The sequence below is a fragment of the Xenorhabdus sp. KK7.4 genome (genome assembly GCF_963876465.1).
Lineage (GTDB): Bacteria > Pseudomonadota > Gammaproteobacteria > Enterobacterales > Enterobacteriaceae > Xenorhabdus > Xenorhabdus stockiae.
The window spans coordinates 38,286-55,892 of sequence record NZ_CAWNQF010000069.1 but is presented as its reverse complement, the minus strand read 5'-3'; the positions used below and the strand labels follow the sequence as shown (position 1 = coordinate 55,892).

The window sequence follows — 17,607 nt, the reverse complement described above, 5'->3', positions numbered from 1 at the left end:
TTCGTGAATGAAAGCAAAACAGAATTTCTGGTCAACAGTCTGGCGGATACGCTGGCTAAACGGAGGCTGTATGTGTCAGGCGGTGTCAGTGGCAATACCAAGCGCACCAATATTTACGCGGAGTTTGGCTACCCTGAACGGCTCACCTTTCGTGAGTACTACAACGCCTATGAACGTCATGCCGTGGCACATGCGGCGGTGCATCGTCTACTGGATGGCTGCTGGCAGGATAACCCGACTCTGATTGAGGGCGAGGAGAAGAAAGAATCCAGCGTCACCAGTGCATGGGAAAGGGAGGTCACCAAGCTGCTCAAACCGTTCTGGGCGAAAATCAAAGAGGCTGACCGCCGTAATATGATTGGGCATTACTCCGCATTGCTGATTCAGGTGAAGGATAATCAGGCATGGCATGAGCCGATTGATACCGCAGTGGTGTCCCGGTTAAAAACGGAGGCACTGGTTAACCTGATCCCGGTCTGGGAATCTCAGCTTACCGTGGCGGAATGGGATTCGGATATCAACTCAGAGAATTACGGACAGCCGACGATGTTTAACTTTGATGAACGTCCGGTCGGTCAGGTTGATGTTCAGGGGCCCGCCAAGCAACTGGCGATCCATCCCTCCCGCGTCATTATCTTGTGTGAAGGGGCGGAGGATGGCGATATCTTTTCCGGTACGCCGTTACTTCGGGCAGGCTATAACAAACTGCTGGATATTGAAAAAGTGTCCGGAGGCAGCTCAGAAGGCTTCCTGAAGAATGCCTCCCGTCAGATTGGTGTGGAGTTTGATAAAGAAACGAATTTACACGATATCACTACGGCAGCGATTCAGGCGGGTTATCCCGATCTGGGTGCCGCACTGGAAGATAAAATCAGTAAGCTCAATCGGGGAACGGACTCAGCCGCTGTGATGCAGGCAGGCAAGCTGAATGTCTTATCAGTCACGCCGGGCGACCCCACACCCACATGGGAAGTGACGACCCGTGAGTTTTGTGCGTCTGTGCAAGTGCCGTTTACCGTGCTGTTTGGCACACAAACCGGAAAGTTAGCCGGTGACAAAGACGATACCACATGGAAAGTCCGCCTGAATGGTCGCCGTTGGGGATTTCTGACCCAGTATATTACCCGGTTGCTACGACGATTGTGGGAGATTGGCGTGATCACACCGCCCGGTTCTGGCGAGGTCACTATTGCATGGTCTGACATGCTCGCCGCCAGTGAGCAGGAGAAGATCGACAATATGATTAAGATGGCAGAAGCGGCCCTGAAAACCCAGCAGGCATTTGGCACTCCGATATTTACCGCCAATGAAATTCGTACCGTGGGTGAGCTGGAGCCACTAGAAGACGAGCCTGAACCCCAGGGCGCAGCAGGAGATCCGCTGACTGATGAGCAGAAACCGAATCGGAACCCCGATCATACCGAGAAATAAACGCGACCCTACCCAGTCATACCGCCCCGTCAACAAGATGTTCCGGGATATCGAACAGCGATACTACGACATCAAAAAGGCCCTCAGACAGCTCTTTAATCTGCACTTAACCGGTAGAGCACAGGCAGACAATGCCGGGTTATCGCATACCCTGCATGGCAATACACTCTATCAGGTCAATGCGGGCAGTTTTATCTATGACCTGTCAGCCGCTGAGCTGGCCTTATTGCTTGAGCAGATACAACTCATTCTGGACGACTATCTGCTGGCAGGCGGTCAAGACCAGCTCTGGGTTTTCGAGTATGTGGCGCAGGCGTACCAGCGCGGCACTGTAAACGCTTATACCAATCTGTCGGCGCAGTCCGCTGTCTATGCCCAGCACACCACGCTTTCAGCGCTGTTATCCATGCCTGCTTATCAGAATCAGGTGGCGGTGGCGCTCGTCTCCACCTACAGCGACTGGAAAGGGCTATCTGATGCGGCAAGGGCAGATTTATCCCATGTGATTGCGGAGGCGATTGCGCGAGGGATTAACCCCAAAGAGACGGCAACCATTATCAGCAAACGTCTTGATGTGTCGATGAGTCGGGCGAAAAACATTGCCCAGACAGAGCAGCTTGGCGCATTGCGGCAGGCCAACTGGAACGAAATGGCATGGGCCAAAGCGCGGTTAGGGTTAAATACCCGGCTGCTGTGGTTATCAGCCCTGAAACCGACGACCCGACAATGGCATGCAGTCCGGCACGGAAAACTCTACACCCAACAGGAAGTCGAGGAATTCTATGCCAAAAACGGTAATCGCTACCGCTGCTACTGTGCGCAACAGCCCGTCGTGCTGGACGAGGACGATAAATTGTATAACACCGGCCTGACCGCACGACTGGACGAAGAACGCCAAAGCTGGCAAGGCAATTCAACTCAGTAACCATTCAACAAGGTGACAGCATGGGATCCTTTGGAATTCATATTAAGTCACTGGCCTTAAACTCCGCCAATATCGCAACAGAGACCCTTGATGGTGATGCACATATCGTCATTCGTGGCGTGGTGCCTGTCGTGGATGATGTTGTGATGAACGGAGGATTATATCCCGCCAGTGAGATTAACAAAAGCTATCAGTCAATGGAGGGGAAACAGGTGCCTTACGGACACCCCAACATTGATGGTCAGTATATTTCGGCTGATATGCCCCGTGCGGTAAATCAGTTTCATATCGGCGCCTGGGCGGAGAATGTCCGCAAAGACGGTGACCGGGTGATGATGGATGTGAAGGTTAACCGGCGATTTGCCGGATCCTCAGATAAGGGAAAGGAGTTCTTATCCCGTGTGGATGACATTATCGCGGGGAACAGTACCGATCCTATCCATGTGTCCACCGGATTATTGCTCCAGCGGGAACAGAATAAGGGCAAGTCAAAAGGCAAGGCGTATAGCTGGATTGCCCGGAATATGCACTTTGACCACATCGCCGTGCTCCCTGTCAGTGAGCCGGGGGCCGCGACACCGGAAGAAGGCGTGGGGATGTTTGTGAACGCTGACGGTGAGTGTCTTGAAGTCGAACAGGTCAATCTGTCTGATGCCGCCAATTGCACTCAGGAGAGGCTGATTGATAAGACGAAGTTCTTCTTTAGCAACGCCGCCAATTTCTCCTTTGACGACATTTATGCTGCCCTGAGAGCGAAGTTAAAAACGACTTACACCGAGGATGACTGGCCTTACCCGGAAACGGTGTGGCCGGACAAATTCATCTATTACCACACCGGTAAAACCTACCAGCAAAAATACCTCATGAACGATGACGGCACCGCCGAATTCGTGGGGGAATCTGTGGAAGTGGTACGCAAACCCACGGAATACGAAGCAGTCAACACCAATAAGGAACACAACCCGATGAAAGAGATGATCATTAATGCCCTGAAAGCGGCGAATCAAGCCACAGACGGCAAATCCGACGAGGAACTGCTGTCTGCTTATAACTCGCTTAAAGAGAAAGAAAAGCAGGCGCAGGACAGCCAAAAGAAAGAAGACGATGAGAAAGCGAGGCAAGCCGCCAATAACGCGGCTCAGCCCCCGGAATGGTTTAAACCTTTTGTGGAGAAACTCACGGCGATTGAGTCTGGTCTGACCGCCAATGCGGACAAAGAAAAAGCTGACAAACGTGCGGCAGTCAAAGCCAAATTCGGTCTGGATGATCTGGCGGTTAACGCATTAGATGGCGCAGCCCTCGATGGTCTGTATGCCCAGTGTCAGTTCTCAATGGGACTGAACTCCGCCTTTACCCACACCCCTACTGAATCTTTCACCTCAATGCCGGAGTAATCAACATGGCAAAAAATGGAAAACGCGTTATTCATGCGGGCGGTTTATTCCCTAACCCGATGCTGAACAGAGAAGGGGCGGCAGCCGTCGATACGCTGCCCGGCACGATTGGTTATTTTGAGAAAGGCAAATTCCACGCCTCAGCGGACGGCAAAGAAGCGGCCCTGCTGTATGTCGCCAATATCGATTACCTGCGCTGCCAGACGGTGGATGATCCCATTAAGGCCGGTGAGGTAGTTGTGGGTATGCAGCCGATGGCAGGCATGTTCCTGAATCTTCGGGCCACTACCGGAACGTACAAAAAGGGGCGGGCCGTGGCCGTCGCAGAAGGCCAAATCACAACGGCAGGTGAAGGTCTTACCGTCTTTGCCTATATCGAAGAAGACACCATCACAGCAAAAGCGGGCGATCTGGTTCGCGTGGTTTTTAAATAAGGAGAGAGTCAATGCTGGTATTTTCAACTAAAAAGGCCACCGAAACCGGAAACCTTGACGTCAACCAAATGCAGTTCCGTGAACTCGAAGCGGCCCGTAATGCTTCGGCGCAGGCCGTGGCTGATTTTGTTGCCCGTACCCGCTGGCGAGGGGATGCGGCTAACACACCAACACTGGATGCAGTCAATGCTATCGACGATATCCGCCGTCTGTATCGCACCTATGACCAGACGGTACTGGCCGAATTTGAGCCGAACACCGAATTCACCCTGTTAAATGACCTGATGCCACTGTCCCGTTCGGTGCGTCTGGAAGAGTCGGTATATGAGTACGCCCGCACCGGTGGTAAAGGCTGGGCACATACCTCTATGAGCGGTCAGATTGGTGCGGCACTGGATGCGCGGACGTATTCTTTTGATGGCACGATGGTGCCTATCCATGATTCCGGCTTCAAATTCCAGTGGCGTGACCCGATTTTCAACAAAGGTTCAGCACTGGCATCACTGGCCGATGCGCAACGCGGTTCGGTTGAGAATGTGCGTCGTCAGTACATGGATTACGTCTTTAACGGCTTCCGTGATGAAGAGGGCAACTACATTCAGTTTGACGGCAAGACGTGGAAGGGCCTGAAAGCCGATGAACGTGTGGGCATGGTGGATTTGGGAGCCGGTGGTCTGAACATTGATTTCACCCAAGCCGAGGCAAAATCTATCCGCGAAGGGGCCATTGCCCTGCGTGACACTTTGCGCCTGAAAAACAACATGTACGCCGAGCAGACGTGGTATGTCTCCGGAGACATCCTGTCTCACTGGGAGAAGATTTACTTTGATGTGAATGCGACCCGTACCGTACTGGAAGAAGTACAGAAGCTGACCGGTATCAAAGCCATCAAAGAAGATTTTGAACTGAAAGGCAATGAAATCATGGTCGTGCCACTGGGTGCGGGTGTGATTGCCCCTATCGTGGGGCAGGCGTTCGGTACGGTCGCGGATCCGCGTCCACACTACAACTCTGACTATGTGTGGCGCACATGGGGTGCGGCTGGCCTGATGGTCAAGACCGATATCAACAACCAGCACGGCATCTTGTTCGCGAAAGGCTAAGGAGCAGTTATGGCACGGGTGAAAGTGATTGCGGGTAATCTGTTTTCGGGGGCCAGCCTCCAGAATCTGGCGGTGGGTGATGTGGTGGAAGTGGATCCGATGACAGCGAAACGCTGGGCACAGATTGGGCTGGTCGAATTCATTGAGGACAGAGTGTTTGCAGTGGCTACACCCCACCATCCTCCTGAGTCTGACCCAGAAAAACCACCCAAAGGCAAAGGGAAGAAGGATAAACCCGATGGTGACGATAACGCTGAATGACATCAGGCCGATGATCGCCGAGCTGGGGTTTACTCTGCCTGATGCTGTGCTCGAACTGCTGCTGAATCAGGTCAATGAAACCGCCGGATGCATGGTGGCGCAGGGCTATGCTGAACAACTACAAAAGTTACTGCTTATCTATGCCACTGTGCGTCTGGCTTCTTTATCCGGGGCCAGAAAAATTGCCTCACAAAGTGCGCCTTCTGGGGCTTCACGTTCATTTGCTTATGACTCGTCTGGTACGGATTATCTGCTTAAACAGATGAGAACGTGGGATACGTCCGGTTGTTTGTCTGGCTTGCCGCTGGAGAGTCAATCGGTCGGCTTCTTTGATGTGGTGGGGTGAGGATGAGCAGTATTGCTAACTGGGCGTATACCGCCCCTTGTACCTTCTGGAAGCTGTTGGGCAATGATGAATACGGAAGCCCGCTCGGTTATGACGCGCCGAAAATCATCTGGTGTGATTATCAGGGCGGACTCGCCAGCAAGCTATCCGGTGTCGGGACTGAACTGATTGCCAAAAACACCTTCTGGACGGAGTTTGCGGAGGCCAGCATCGGGGATTATATCCTGATAGGTGAATCCTCCCACCCAGACCCGATTGCAGCAGGGGCTAACGCCATTCAATATGTCACGTTTGATGCTGATACCTTCGAGCGCCTTGCCGATGATTATATCTTAGTGACAGGAGTTTGATATGGGCGTCAAAGTCACGGGGATCCGTGAAGCCCAGTCCCGGCTTAATTCGCTGATTGGCGATATCCGGGGGCGCAAAGTGGTGCGTGCTGTGTATAAGGCGCTGTATATCGGCAGTACACAGGCCGCACTGTATACCCCGATTGATACTGCCACGCTGATTAACTCCCAGTTCCGTGATGTGCGCTTTGATGGTGTACGACTCACAGGACGCGTGGGTTATTCGGCAAACTATGCCGTCTATGTCCATGACCCCAATGTGAAGCAGGATTTTCGCCGGGCTACGGCGAAGAAAGCCTTTCTGAAATCCGGCTTTGATGAGATGCGGCGGGAAATCGATAACGCGGTTGCGCAGGAGCTGAAACTCTGATGGTCTTTGAACACTTCCGCCATTATCTGGCAAAGGCTGAACTCACTGATGGTTTTAAAATCCAGATGCTCAATTGGATTGAGCAGAAAGGGGATGGTGGTCAGGCCCAATATATGGTGTTCCAACCCGCGGGCGGCACAGGTCGGTTGGATGATTTAGGCGCTGATGACCATGTGCAGGTCATTCTGGTCAGTGGGCAGAACAATCCCCAGCCGGTTATCCAGCGCGCACAGGACATTCTGAATTATGTCGCGGCCCATCCTGATGATGAGTGCCTGAATGGTGTCTTTAATCTCGGCGGCCTGACCACCCCCATTCCTACTCAGGAGAACCGGTATGTCATCCGGCTACTCTTTCGCTGTACATCCTAATCAGGTCGCCTTGCGCGGCCTTTTTTATTTTTATGATAAGAGGTTATTCACATGGCAAATTGCCCGGTAGAGACCAATAAACTGATTGGTCGTCATGCCATTATTCGTATTGCTAAAGGGTGCCCTGACACCGCGCCGAAACAATCTGATTTTTTACGACTTGGGGCGCTGACCACCAAATCCTTCGACCTGTCACCCAACACCCTGACTTCTGAAGCCGATGATTCAAAAGGGCTGGTCGAAAGTGTCGTCACCAGTATGGACTTAACCATCAGCTTTGACGGGGAATACCGCAAACAGGATAAGAAAGACGACTTCGGCCCGTTGCGTTTGTTGAAGGAAATTCCGCAAGAAGTGCAGGCCGGTCGCCAGCCGGCCTATTGGGTGCAGATGGATTTCACAGGCGATCATGCCTTCGTGCTGCAGGGCTATATGGTGTTCACCTCCTGGTCATCTCAGTTTGGCGCGAATGAGATTGCCACCTATTCGGGTGAGTTAAAGGTCAGTGATGCCGACTCGGTGGACTGGTTGATTGAAGAAGTGCCGGTAAAACTCCCCAAAGCGGGATAACCGTCGTTCCTTGATATTACAAAGGGTGCTGATGCAGTGCCCTTGATCATATTCAGGAGGCTTTATGACACTCATGCTTGAAATCGGGGAGATGGTGATCTCCACGGAAAAAAAAGATTTTTCACTCAGTCCCTCATTCGCTGCCATGACCCGTCTGGGCACACCCCGGCAGATCGTGGAAGCCTATACGGTGCTGAACGGCGCAAAGGCACAGGCACTCATTCAGCGGGCAATGTTGGCTTACGGCACACTCCCTGACTGGTTAATCACACTGATGGGAAAACCCGTGTTTGGTCGCCCGGTGTTGTCCACGGCGATGTCCGTGATACAGGCATGTTGTGCAGAGGATATCGACGCGCTCATCGGTGAATGGCGACCCGGGCAAAAAGGCATGGTGTATCGTTCGGGCAGTATGCCGGTTAAGGATATTATTCCCATAGCCAAAGAGCTGATCACCCACGGTGTGATGGGTAAAGTGAAGCTCCGAAAACTCCAGCGCCATGAAGGAACAGAAGCCTATTCTGACCAATTTAACGCGATGGAATATATCAATGCGGCGCGGACGCATTTTGGTATGTCGCGTGAGGAAGCGGAACGGTTAACCATGACCGAGTTCCAGATGATGCTGAAAGCCAAATTCCCGGATGAAAAAGGCTTTACCCGTGAAGAATACGATGCGGTGATTGCGGCGGATGATAAACGTACCCGTGATCTGCTCAGTGGTAAACGCAGACTGGTGAGTATGAAATAATCAAAAAGAGCTTCAGCCTATAACGCCTTGAAAAATAATTGTTATTGAAAGGCTAATGATGGGGTTTTGATAGAATTCGCTAACCTATTAATGATTTTCAGTGATAAAAAGAAGTAAATACCCCTTATTTGTGTACAAATAGTTGATTATTCGAGGTGTATCGCAATTTAAAGTTAACTTTCTTTACAAAATGTGACAATCACGCAATTAATAGCGTCCTATCGAAATGACGAAGCCCCTAACTATAGCCGTAGTCAGGGGCTTCTGAATTGTCCAGTATTAATTAGGAACCCAGATGTGAGCATTGTAACAGTTAAGGAAAGCAGTCCAATAATCAACGTTCCATTTTATGGCGCAGATCTCTTTATCGTGAATTATAACGGTGTGCCATATGTACCGCTGAAACCAATTACCGAAGGAATGGGGCTGAGTTGGGCCTCGCAGTGCACAAAGCTGAAAACACGCATTCAGGCCAGTGTAGAGAAAATCCCAATACTGACTAAGCAGGGCCTGAGAATAATGAGCTGCCTTGCGCTTGATGAACTTGCTGGCTGGTTGGCTATGATCAACTCCAATAAAGTGAAAGCGGCTATCAGGGATAACGTTATCTGGTATCAGGAAGAGTGTGATGATGTGCTTCAGGTTTACTGGGTTGTGAATGAAGCAAAAAGGAAAGAGCAGGCAAAGCCTCAGCCGACTAGCTGTAGATACCTCGTTAAGCTGGAAGTTTATGATCATCATCTCAAGAAAACGAACATCTTTACAGGCGGAGTGGATACCCCAGAAGGCATTGTGAGCGGAGTTGCTAGGAAATATGGATATAGCATCGAAAAAATGATTTCACTGCCCGAGCACATACTTTGATTTCAAGCCAAGAACGGCAGACAGTTATTTGAACGCTATTACAGGGTTTTATTCAGGGAGTATCTGGTGGAGTAATGGGATAATGCTCTGCTTCATAGGCTTCAATCAGTAACACCATGACTTCCATATAATCGAATTCAGGTGTACCCATTTCAGGTGGATTATCAAACAATGGTGCTATTGCCTTCAATGCTTCCTGATAATCCAGCTCTGTTTTGATGGGCTTAATATTCACTGTTTGCTCCATATATACGGCATCACATTGATACATTTTAACCATAAATGGAACAAATAAAACACAGTCTAGGTTGTTGAACCCTCGGTTCAAAGAGTCTAATATTACCTCAGTTATATTTATCTATGGGCTGAGTTTGAATCTTTGGGTTGGGAGGCTAAATGCCATTGCATCTTAAAAATATAGATAAAATTGCTGCTGACTTCAGTCACCTGAATGAGTCTAAGCGCAATAGCGATCTGTATGATGCTCTTGCTCCACTGGCTCATGAGATCGTAAAAGACGTTGATGAATTAATTCTACCTCCAGGCTATCGGCTTATTAGGGTCGATAAGCGATTGAACATAAATAAGCCTCATTTTGAGTTAGCTTTATTGTGTGATGTTACACATGAAGTTGTTTATTACAACAAAGTCATAATAACTGATGATGTAGAGTTGAAGTGCAGGCCAGTATCTCAAGTGTTACTTTGGCGAACAAAGAAACCTAAGCATAATGGAGCGCTTAATGGTTTCGCTTCAAAAGTATTTTTCCATTATCTGATTAAAAGTTATGACGTGATAATTTCTGATGTTAATCAGACGCATGAAGGAATGTCATTCTGGCAAGGCAGGATGTATGAAGCGTTGGAATATAACCTATATGTCTACGGTTATGATGTAATGAGTGGTGAAGTTAGACAAATATCTAATCAGGATGAAGTTGGTGACTATCAATCTTGGTTATGGGGAAGTGAAGAGCATCACCCACACCGATTAGCCATCATATCGAAAATAGTACTACCGAATAATTAACCCGTCACCGAACGGGTTTTTCGTGCTTAAAATAGGTGTAACAATGGATAAAAATTTATTTTCCAGACTCACTGAAAGCATGATCCAGATGAATGAAATCATTGAAGATAAACGGGTTCCCTCGCGTGAGGCGACTGTTGAAGCAGTGAGAGTAAAAAGCATTAGCCACCAAGCAACCTATTATGAGAAAAACAACTCATTCAGAACTCCCGATTAAGCGGCTGCATAACCATGCGGTCGCGCAACAATTACGAGGGTTCATTTATGGAAGTAAGAAATCGTTCTGTCAGACGACATCATATGTATCGCTTAAAAGCAAAGCGTCAGCAATATCATAATGCTGACGGAGATTCAGATAAGGTATCGGCGGGTATTTGCTATGTAACGCCTTGCTTATGCTCCTGCTGGATGTGTGGGAATAGCCGTGATGTATTCGGTATGGGCATCAAGGAAATTCGTGATAGAGCCAAATATACAGATTAGTATACCAACCCGCCTAGTGCGGGTTTTCCGTCTCTACTATCTAGCCGTATCTTTTGATTGGGTTAAATCTTTGATTATTTCTGAGGAGTAGAAGGCAATATCTTTATTTTTGTGCTTGGATAGTCGCTCAAAACGTGGAATTTTTGAGATAAGGATTTTTTGTATCTCGAAGACATAATCAGGGGTAGGGTCTGTGTAATCAGGAATGTGTTTAATGCAGTCAGATAATCCAGATATCAGATCTAATATCTCAATGGAAATGTTTTCTTTTGTATGACCAATCATTTCTAACAAGAAAGGTAAAGCAGGAAGTGCCGTAGAAGAGATTGAGATATGCTGGTGACATAATCCCCAGTCCAATTGAAAAATAGCTTTTTTTGCTTCATCAATATCATCAGATAGCAATTGCATTAAATGTTCGGGTACAGATTTGGCTGCTCCTCCGGCAATATTGAAGGAACTCCAATCTATAGCTTTAATTCTGCCTTTAATAGTTTTGTGATCCATTTCTAATTACGTCTTGTGAATTCATTAGGTTACGTTATCACATTAAAATTGGATGTGTGTAGTTCCGTTTCCCTGTTTACTCATATCATTTTGCGTTATTTTGCTCTAATTGATTGGTATCATGAGTAAAATTTAATGATGAGGGATTATGATGTCAGAAGTATCAATATCGGGAGAACCTACCGATTACTATAAGAGCATCGTCACTAATAATGGAGATGTAATTTATAAAGCGAGCCGGGACAAAATACGAGAGCTATTGTTATTTCGAAAAGAATTCATAGACAAAGCTGTTGCTAATGGCGCTGATGAAATGCAGGCATCTATGGATTACTTAGATGTTCTGGATATTTTTTTATTAAATGAACCTATAGAAGCAAGAACAGATATCTATGAAGTTCTAACCCAAGAGCTAAATATAATGGCTCAGCAATTAAGTAGCAAAGCAAATGAAATTAATCAAAAAATAGATAAGGATATGGCTACTGTCGAAAACATAGGTAAATGGATAGGTGCTGGCATATTATTTTTATTTATTTTGTTTGTGTTTGTTTCAACTAGATAGGTGTCTTAATAAAACGGATACATTTACTGGTAGAACGGAGATGCCAAGAGAAATTGTCACTGGAATAGCCAGACAATATGGATACCACATTGAAAGCATGATCGCGTTGCCAATCGGCATATTATAAGAATTGCCTATAACCATATCATCACTAACTAATCATAACCTCGCTTCGGCGGGGTTTTCTTTTTTCAGGAGCTAGAAAATGGCAGAAGTTCGCGTAGGTAATATCGTTTATCAGGTGCAAATGGACGTAGCCCAACTGTTGACAGCGCAGCATCAGGTAAATAGCAGAATGAATGATCTGGAGCGAAGCATGGGGAGAGCGGATATAGCAACGAGAAGGCTTAACTCTTCCATGTCATCATTATCTGCAGTAGCGGCAAGCTTAATTTCGGCGCTTTATGTGCGTCAAATTGCAGGTTATGCGGATGCCTGGACTAGCGTTAATAACAAATTAGTTAACTCCAAGAAAGCACACGAAGAACTTAATGAAGTGACTACGCGTGTCTTCGATATTGCCCAAAGAACCAGAACGAGTCTGGAAGCAACTGCCACATTATACGGACGTCTGGAAAAAGCGACCCGATCATTAAATATGAGTGCTAAAGAACTGGGTGATATGACCGAGACGATAAATAAAGCTCTTATTGTCTCCGGTGCTACTGCGGCAGAATCATCAAGTGTACTGATTCAGTTATCACAGGCTTTGGCGGCGGGTGCGCTACGTGGTGAGGAATTCAACTCCGTCAGTGAAAACGGTATCAGGATAATGCAAGCTATTGCGGATCATCTGGGTAAAGATATTGGTCAGTTAAAGGAAATGGCAGCGCAAGGTAAACTGACCTCTAAAATAATCATTGCCGCAATGAAGGCGAGTGCAGATAAAATTTCCAAGGAATTCGCTAAAACCACTTCGACAATAGAACAAGCATTCGTTGTTGCTAACAATAACGTCACTAAGTTCGTGGGGGAGTCCAGTAAGGTCAGTACGGCAGCGAATATATTCAATAAATCATTGGTAACACTGAGCGGCAATCTGGATACCTTTTCTACCGCTATCGGTATGGTTGCATTGGCGGCTGTCGCTAAATTCAATGGCGCACTGGCAAATAAAGTCAAAGCGGTACAGGCATCAGTACAGGCAACTAACGCTGAAACTGTTGCTGCTCATACCAATGCCTTAGCAACAGAGCGTGCAGCCATTGCATCCAATCGTAAAGCTCTCGCTGACATGGATCAGGCAACGCTTGCGTTTCGGCTTGCAGAAGCTGAATTTGTTCACGCAAGAGGAACCAATGCCGCAACGGTGGCAACAAATGCGCTTATAGCGAGCAAGGAGGCTCTTGTAGCGGCAGAACTTAAAGCTATTACTACAGGTAGAGCTGCAGCCGCTGCTACTGCCGCTGTTGGCGCTACTGCTGCAAAAGCATCAGTAGGATTACGGCTACTGAGTAATGCATTCGCTTTTGTGGGGGGATGGTTTGGTCTTATCACCATCGCCGCAGGGGTCTTTTACTACATGTATGAGAAAACCAAACAAGCATCAGACGGTGCGAGGGAATACGCGAAAAACTTGGGCGATGTTAAAGAAAAACTCAAAGATTTGAGCGCAGAAGAGGTTGCTGCTGAAGTTGATAAAATGAATAAATCCATCAAGCAGATGGAAACTGACGCCAAAAATGCAGCGCAAAAAGTGGATGAGTTACAGAAGGAACTCGATAGGCTCAAAGACCCTAAACAAAGAACCATCAGAATTGCTACTCACATGTATAACGGGCTTGATATGGATCAAGCTGAGAAAGCCGTTGCGGAAGAAGAGAAACAAGCACAAGAGGCGCTAACGCAAGCTAAGGCTGAAAATGTACGCACAACAAGAGAACTGAATAAAGCCAAAGCAGATTCGGCAATCATGTCCGACATCAGCAACAAAAAGATAGAGGAAACCAATAAGCTCATTTATGAGCAGGGTAAAAAAGAAATCCCCAATAATGTTAAAGAATGGGAGAACGCCGGGAAAACTTACGGGGAAGTTGTTGAGTTAATAAAAACTAAACTTGGCAGCCTTGGTATTGCGATTAAATCTGTTGGTGGCGATACAGAAGAGGTCAATAAGAAAATGGAGGCCATGATTAAAAAGGCCGAGCGTCAAGTGAAAATTGCCTCAATACCGGATGAAAAAGGCAAACTGAAGCAACAAGCTGAATTTGATGCTGAAGATGCTGGCGCAAGTCCTGAAGATACCGAACAGCTTGTCAATTTGGTGGTTAAAAAATACGAAATTGAGGAAGAGGATAGCAAACGGAAAAAGGCTGAACAGGAGGCAGAATCTGCGGCTAAAAAGGCGGCGGAAGAGGCAAGAAATCGCTCTCAACAGATTGAAGGCTCACTTAAACGCCAGCGCGAAGAACTCGAACGCCTCAATACGGGCTATGAAGAAAACAGCCTTGAAATGGCTAAATATGATGCTCGTCAGGCGATGCCAGAGGGCTCTAGTGAAGCTCAGATAAAAGCAGCGGAAGATCTTGCTGCAAAAATTTGGCTGGCTAATCAGGAAAAAAACGACAAGATTAAAGCCTCTGAACTTGATGTTGCAACGCATTCTGCAGCGCTTCGTAAGAAAGAAGAAGATGATCTCACGAGGATGTACGATAAGCACCTTATCGACGAAAAAACGTTCCAAGAACAGATGAAAGCGATTAAGGATAAAGCCGCAGAAGAGGAACGACAACGCAAAGTCAATGAGGCCGTATCACCTGCCATGAAAGAGCTTGGGGAATTCGACCCAGTACAAAACCTCATTAATGAGCATGACAGGAAGATAGAGGCTATCAAGCAGTTTGAGCAACAGCATACTGAGCTTAAGGAACAAGCCGAGGCCGCCAGAGCCGCTATTGAAAAGAAATACCAAGAAGACCTGACCAACGCCCGATGGGAACAATGGAAAGGCCAGAATGAAATGTATCAATTTCTGGGGGATTCGATGGAAGCATTAGGGCAACGTTCCGCCAATGCCATCACCGGGCTGTTAACCGGTACTCAGACCGCCGATGAAGCCATGCGCAATCTGGCCTTAACCATCACCAATGAAGCGGTCTCCGCACTGGTTCAGATGGGCATGCAGCAAATCAAGAATATGATGATGGGGGTAGCTGCTAACAAAGTTGCGGCGGCATCGTCTGTTGCTACAGGTGCGACCATCACCACAGCAATGGCACCGGCTGCGGCAGCAACCAGTGTGGCGACAATGGGGACGGCGGCGACTGTCGGGATGGCAGCTATGACAGCCGCAGTGCCTGCCATGATTGCTTTATTGGGCGCGCGTAAAAATGGTGGGCCAGTCAGTCCGAACGGCGCATACCGGATTGGGGAAAACAATAAGCCGGAGATATTCAAAGCCAATAATGGTCACCAGTACATGATACCGGGTGACAGGGGCAAGGTGGTCAGTAACCGGGAGATGGGCAAGGGCGGCGGTGGCACTTCTGTGGGCAGTATCCATATTGCCTTTCATGTCCAGACACAGGGTAACTTCTCTGAGCAGGATGCGCGGATGATGTCAGGCATGGTCAGAAAGACCATCTATGATGTATTGACCGATGAGAGTAGGCCGGGCGGTATGCTGAATCAGTAGCGCCATCTCAATCACCTGTTGTTTAATGTCAGGGTTAACACAATATTGGAGATAATATGGCTGGTATCCAGTTTATTACAGATGAGAACGGCAACAAGCTAGCGGTAGTATTGCCTATTGCGGAGTATGAACGCTTACTGGCTGCGGCAGATCGTGATGAAGATTATGTCAGCATCCCTTACACCAAAGGCCCTCATGACGATGAAACCATCCCTCATGAAATCATCAGTATCATGGTGGATGAGGAAATTACCCTTCATGCGGCATGGCGTATCTATCGTGGTTTGTCACAAACCGAATTGGCGGAAAAATTGGGCGTAAAGCAAGCTGCCGTTTCCCAGTTTGAAAAAGCAGAACGCCCCCGTCAGGTGACATTGGAAAAACTGGCGGCATTGTATGAATGTAGGCCAACACAATTAACACCGGATTAACTGCAATCCCTTTCTATGAATACGTAATGACACAAACCCGTTTCGGCGGGTTTTTTGTGTCAACAAGATAACAATTTGTCTGATTTTTGTTCATTAAAGTTGAGGGTAAGCCTTTATTGAAATACAATTGAATTACATTGTAATTCAATAAGGGGGTTTATTATGGCGACAAATCGATTAGTGCAAGCCCGTATTGACGGTGAGATTAAAGAAGAGGCGGCGGCTGTTTTGGCGGCAATGGGATTGACGGTATCAGATGCGGTTCGCATGATGTTAACGCGAGTGGCGCGGGAAAAGACATTGCCATTCGAACCTTTAGTGCCAAACGAAACGACGATTGCAGCCATGCGGGATGCGCGTGCGGGCAATGTCACAAAGGCGGCTGATCTCGATACCCTGTTCCGTGATCTCAATGCGGACGCCTGAATACACGAGTCAGTTCAGACGCGACTATAAGCGCGAGAAGAAAGGTCGGCACAGTGCAACACTGGATGCTGACCTTCAGGCTGTCTTATCTCTACTTCTGGCTGATATACCTTTGGAACCACGACACCGGGATCATCCGTTATCGGGTGATTTGAAAGGCTTTCGGGATTGTCATGTAAAACCCGATTTGGTGTTGATTTACGAAAAGCCGAATGAAGAAACGTTAACGCTCGTCCGTCTTGGTTCTCATTCAGAGCTTAGTTTGTAATCTTTTTGATAGAACATAGCAGAAGCCCCCTCGTGGGGCTTTTTTTATAGGTGAAATATGACAAAACCAGAATTTATCTGGCGACCGCAGGATAACTATGAGGTCAGCCATGAACCGCGTGTCAAAGTGATTAAGTTTGGTGACGGTTACGAGCAGCGCATCAAAGACGGTATCAATAACCAGTTAAAACGCTATCAGCTCAACTTTGCCGGGAGTGCTGAAACCGGACGTTCAATTGATGCGTTCTTACGGGCACGGGGCGCGGTGGAATCGTTTGTCTGGCGAACCAGCGACGATAATCAATTGCGCACGTTTGTGTGCCGCGCGTGGACAGTTAACCGCCATCGGGTGCGCTGGTCGGTCAGTTGTGTGTTTGAGGAGGTCGTGGCATGAGGGACATTCCGAAAGCAATGCGGGTTGCCGTCACTGAACTGGGCCAGAACGCGATCCTGAATTTGTATGAAATCGATTTAACGATGTTTGGTGGCGATGTCTACCGTTTCCATGATGGTATGAACGGCAAGTTACAGCCGGTGATTTGGCAGGGGCTGCGCTATGAGCCGTATCCGGTGGAAGTGACCGGGTTTGAGATGAGCGGCAAAGGCCCCAGTTCCCGTCCGAAAATGGTGTTTGCCAATATCAATGGCTTGCTGACTGCTATCAATCAGGATTTCAATGATGCGCTGGGCGCGGTGGTCACCCGCCGTCAGGTGCCGGAGTTGTATCTGGATGCGGTCAACTTTCCGAACGGCAATCCACAGGCCGATCCGACTCGTGAGGCGGTCAGCAAATACCTGATAGAACAGAAGCAGGATGCCAACGCGGACTTTGTGACCTACATCCTGGCTTTACCCAGTGAAACGGACGGGGCGCTCATTCCGGCGCGGGTGATTCAGGCGGATATCTGTTGCTGGCAGTACCGTTCCGCCGATTGTGGCTATGACGGCCCACCAGTCGCCGATGAAAAAGACCAGCCCACCACTCATCCACTGAAAGACCGCTGCTCAAAGAAATACAGCGGTTGCACGCTGCGCTATCCCCGTCCTTTGTCTATTCCCTTTGGCGGTTTTTTGGGTTCTAACAAGTTAGGTTAA

At 48.1% G+C, this 17,607-nt stretch carries 25 protein-coding genes; 23 read left to right on the top strand and 2 right to left on the bottom strand.

The window, feature by feature from the left end:
* The first annotated feature begins 3 nt into the window (after positions 1-3).
* From AACS90_RS10240 to AACS90_RS10180, 13 genes are all read left to right on the top strand, one after another.
* Positions 4-1,431 (top strand): anti-CBASS protein Acb1 family protein, encoded by a 1,428-nt coding sequence (locus AACS90_RS10240; RefSeq protein WP_099122570.1) that lies wholly within the window; start codon positions 4-6, stop codon positions 1,429-1,431.
* On the top strand, positions 1,388-2,356 hold the full coding sequence (locus AACS90_RS10235) for a phage minor head protein (RefSeq protein WP_241538274.1): 969 nt from the start codon (positions 1,388-1,390) through the stop codon (positions 2,354-2,356). The genes AACS90_RS10240 and AACS90_RS10235 overlap by 44 nt, the downstream gene beginning before the upstream one ends.
* Positions 2,357-2,376: 20 nt before the next feature.
* Positions 2,377-3,750 carry a DUF2213 domain-containing protein gene (locus AACS90_RS10230; protein WP_099122569.1) on the top strand — a complete coding sequence of 458 codons (1,374 nt, stop codon included), beginning with the start codon at positions 2,377-2,379 and terminating at the stop codon, positions 3,748-3,750.
* 5 nt (positions 3,751-3,755) lie between these two features.
* On the top strand, positions 3,756-4,184 hold the full coding sequence (locus tag AACS90_RS10225) for a hypothetical protein (RefSeq protein WP_099122568.1): 429 nt from the start codon (positions 3,756-3,758) through the stop codon (positions 4,182-4,184).
* An 11-nt stretch (positions 4,185-4,195) separates the two neighbouring features.
* Positions 4,196-5,287: a major capsid protein gene (locus tag AACS90_RS10220; protein WP_099122567.1), complete on the top strand. Its 1,092-nt coding sequence runs from the start codon at positions 4,196-4,198 to the stop codon at positions 5,285-5,287.
* A gap of 9 nt (positions 5,288-5,296) precedes the next feature.
* The gene (locus AACS90_RS10215) at positions 5,297-5,548 is read left to right on the top strand and encodes a hypothetical protein (protein ID WP_099122566.1); all 252 of its coding nucleotides are present in this window, start codon (positions 5,297-5,299) and stop codon (positions 5,546-5,548) included.
* Positions 5,526-5,894, top strand: a complete 369-nt coding sequence (locus tag AACS90_RS10210; RefSeq protein ID WP_099122565.1) for a DUF7370 family protein — start codon at positions 5,526-5,528, stop codon at positions 5,892-5,894. Before AACS90_RS10215 ends, AACS90_RS10210 begins: the two co-directional genes overlap by 23 nt.
* A 2-nt stretch (positions 5,895-5,896) precedes the next feature.
* Positions 5,897-6,244, top strand: coding sequence for a hypothetical protein (locus AACS90_RS10205; protein ID WP_099122564.1), 348 nt, complete (start codon positions 5,897-5,899; stop codon positions 6,242-6,244).
* A gap of 1 nt (position 6,245) precedes the next feature.
* The gene (locus tag AACS90_RS10200) at positions 6,246-6,614 is read left to right on the top strand and encodes a hypothetical protein (protein WP_099122563.1); all 369 of its coding nucleotides are present in this window, start codon (positions 6,246-6,248) and stop codon (positions 6,612-6,614) included.
* On the top strand, positions 6,614-6,985 hold the full coding sequence (locus AACS90_RS10195) for a phage tail termination protein (protein ID WP_193757234.1): 372 nt from the start codon (positions 6,614-6,616) through the stop codon (positions 6,983-6,985). The genes AACS90_RS10200 and AACS90_RS10195 overlap by 1 nt, the downstream gene beginning before the upstream one ends.
* Before the next feature lie 51 nt (positions 6,986-7,036).
* Positions 7,037-7,555: a hypothetical protein gene (locus AACS90_RS10190; protein ID WP_228863080.1), complete on the top strand. Its 519-nt coding sequence runs from the start codon at positions 7,037-7,039 to the stop codon at positions 7,553-7,555.
* Positions 7,556-7,619: 64 nt separating this feature from the next.
* Complete coding sequence (locus tag AACS90_RS10185) at positions 7,620-8,306, top strand: DUF6246 family protein (protein ID WP_099122561.1); 687 nt, start codon at positions 7,620-7,622, stop codon at positions 8,304-8,306.
* Positions 8,307-8,603: 297 nt separating this feature from the next.
* On the top strand, positions 8,604-9,170 hold the full coding sequence (locus AACS90_RS10180) for a phage antirepressor N-terminal domain-containing protein (RefSeq protein WP_241538273.1): 567 nt from the start codon (positions 8,604-8,606) through the stop codon (positions 9,168-9,170).
* A 52-nt stretch (positions 9,171-9,222) separates the two neighbouring features.
* On the opposite strand, the gene AACS90_RS10175 is transcribed toward AACS90_RS10180, so the two are convergent.
* Positions 9,223-9,405 carry a helix-turn-helix domain-containing protein gene (locus tag AACS90_RS10175; RefSeq protein WP_099122611.1) on the bottom strand — a complete coding sequence of 61 codons (183 nt, stop codon included), beginning with the start codon at positions 9,403-9,405 and terminating at the stop codon, positions 9,223-9,225.
* A 161-nt stretch (positions 9,406-9,566) separates the two neighbouring features.
* Between AACS90_RS10175 and AACS90_RS10170 the strand changes: the two genes are divergently transcribed.
* The 3 genes from AACS90_RS10170 to AACS90_RS10160 are packed head-to-tail and all read left to right on the top strand — an operon-like array spanning position 9,567 to position 10,682.
* Positions 9,567-10,199 carry a hypothetical protein gene (locus AACS90_RS10170; protein WP_099122560.1) on the top strand — a complete coding sequence of 211 codons (633 nt, stop codon included), beginning with the start codon at positions 9,567-9,569 and terminating at the stop codon, positions 10,197-10,199.
* 43 nt (positions 10,200-10,242) lie between these two features.
* Positions 10,243-10,416, top strand: coding sequence for a hypothetical protein (locus AACS90_RS10165; protein WP_206601849.1), 174 nt, complete (start codon positions 10,243-10,245; stop codon positions 10,414-10,416).
* 47 nt (positions 10,417-10,463) lie between these two features.
* On the top strand, positions 10,464-10,682 hold the full coding sequence (locus tag AACS90_RS10160; RefSeq protein WP_099122559.1) for a hypothetical protein: 219 nt from the start codon (positions 10,464-10,466) through the stop codon (positions 10,680-10,682).
* 36 nt (positions 10,683-10,718) lie between these two features.
* Here the strand turns inward: AACS90_RS10160 and AACS90_RS10155 are convergent, their stop codons facing one another.
* Complete coding sequence (locus AACS90_RS10155) at positions 10,719-11,189, bottom strand: hypothetical protein (protein ID WP_099122558.1); 471 nt, start codon at positions 11,187-11,189, stop codon at positions 10,719-10,721.
* Positions 11,190-11,337: 148 nt separating this feature from the next.
* On the opposite strand from AACS90_RS10155, the gene AACS90_RS10150 reads away from it, so the two are divergent.
* From AACS90_RS10150 to AACS90_RS10120, 7 genes are all read left to right on the top strand, one after another.
* The gene (locus tag AACS90_RS10150; protein WP_193757233.1) at positions 11,338-11,754 is read left to right on the top strand and encodes a hypothetical protein; all 417 of its coding nucleotides are present in this window, start codon (positions 11,338-11,340) and stop codon (positions 11,752-11,754) included.
* 205 nt (positions 11,755-11,959) lie between these two features.
* Positions 11,960-15,388, top strand: a complete 3,429-nt coding sequence (locus AACS90_RS10145) for a tape measure protein (RefSeq protein WP_099122556.1) — start codon at positions 11,960-11,962, stop codon at positions 15,386-15,388.
* A gap of 56 nt (positions 15,389-15,444) precedes the next feature.
* Positions 15,445-15,819 (top strand): helix-turn-helix domain-containing protein, encoded by a 375-nt coding sequence (locus AACS90_RS10140; RefSeq protein WP_099122555.1) that lies wholly within the window; start codon positions 15,445-15,447, stop codon positions 15,817-15,819.
* Between the two features lie 162 nt (positions 15,820-15,981).
* On the top strand, positions 15,982-16,245 hold the full coding sequence (locus tag AACS90_RS10135) for a type II toxin-antitoxin system RelB/DinJ family antitoxin (RefSeq protein WP_099122554.1): 264 nt from the start codon (positions 15,982-15,984) through the stop codon (positions 16,243-16,245).
* Positions 16,232-16,513 (top strand): type II toxin-antitoxin system YafQ family toxin, encoded by a 282-nt coding sequence (locus AACS90_RS10130; protein ID WP_099122553.1) that lies wholly within the window; start codon positions 16,232-16,234, stop codon positions 16,511-16,513. Before AACS90_RS10135 ends, AACS90_RS10130 begins: the two co-directional genes overlap by 14 nt.
* 57 nt (positions 16,514-16,570) lie before the next feature.
* A complete protein-coding gene (locus tag AACS90_RS10125; RefSeq protein ID WP_099122552.1) occupies positions 16,571-16,906 on the top strand; it encodes a phage tail protein in 336 nt (111 codons plus the stop codon).
* A complete protein-coding gene (locus AACS90_RS10120; protein WP_099122551.1) occupies positions 16,903-17,607 on the top strand; it encodes a phage minor tail protein L in 705 nt (234 codons plus the stop codon). The genes AACS90_RS10125 and AACS90_RS10120 overlap by 4 nt, the downstream gene beginning before the upstream one ends.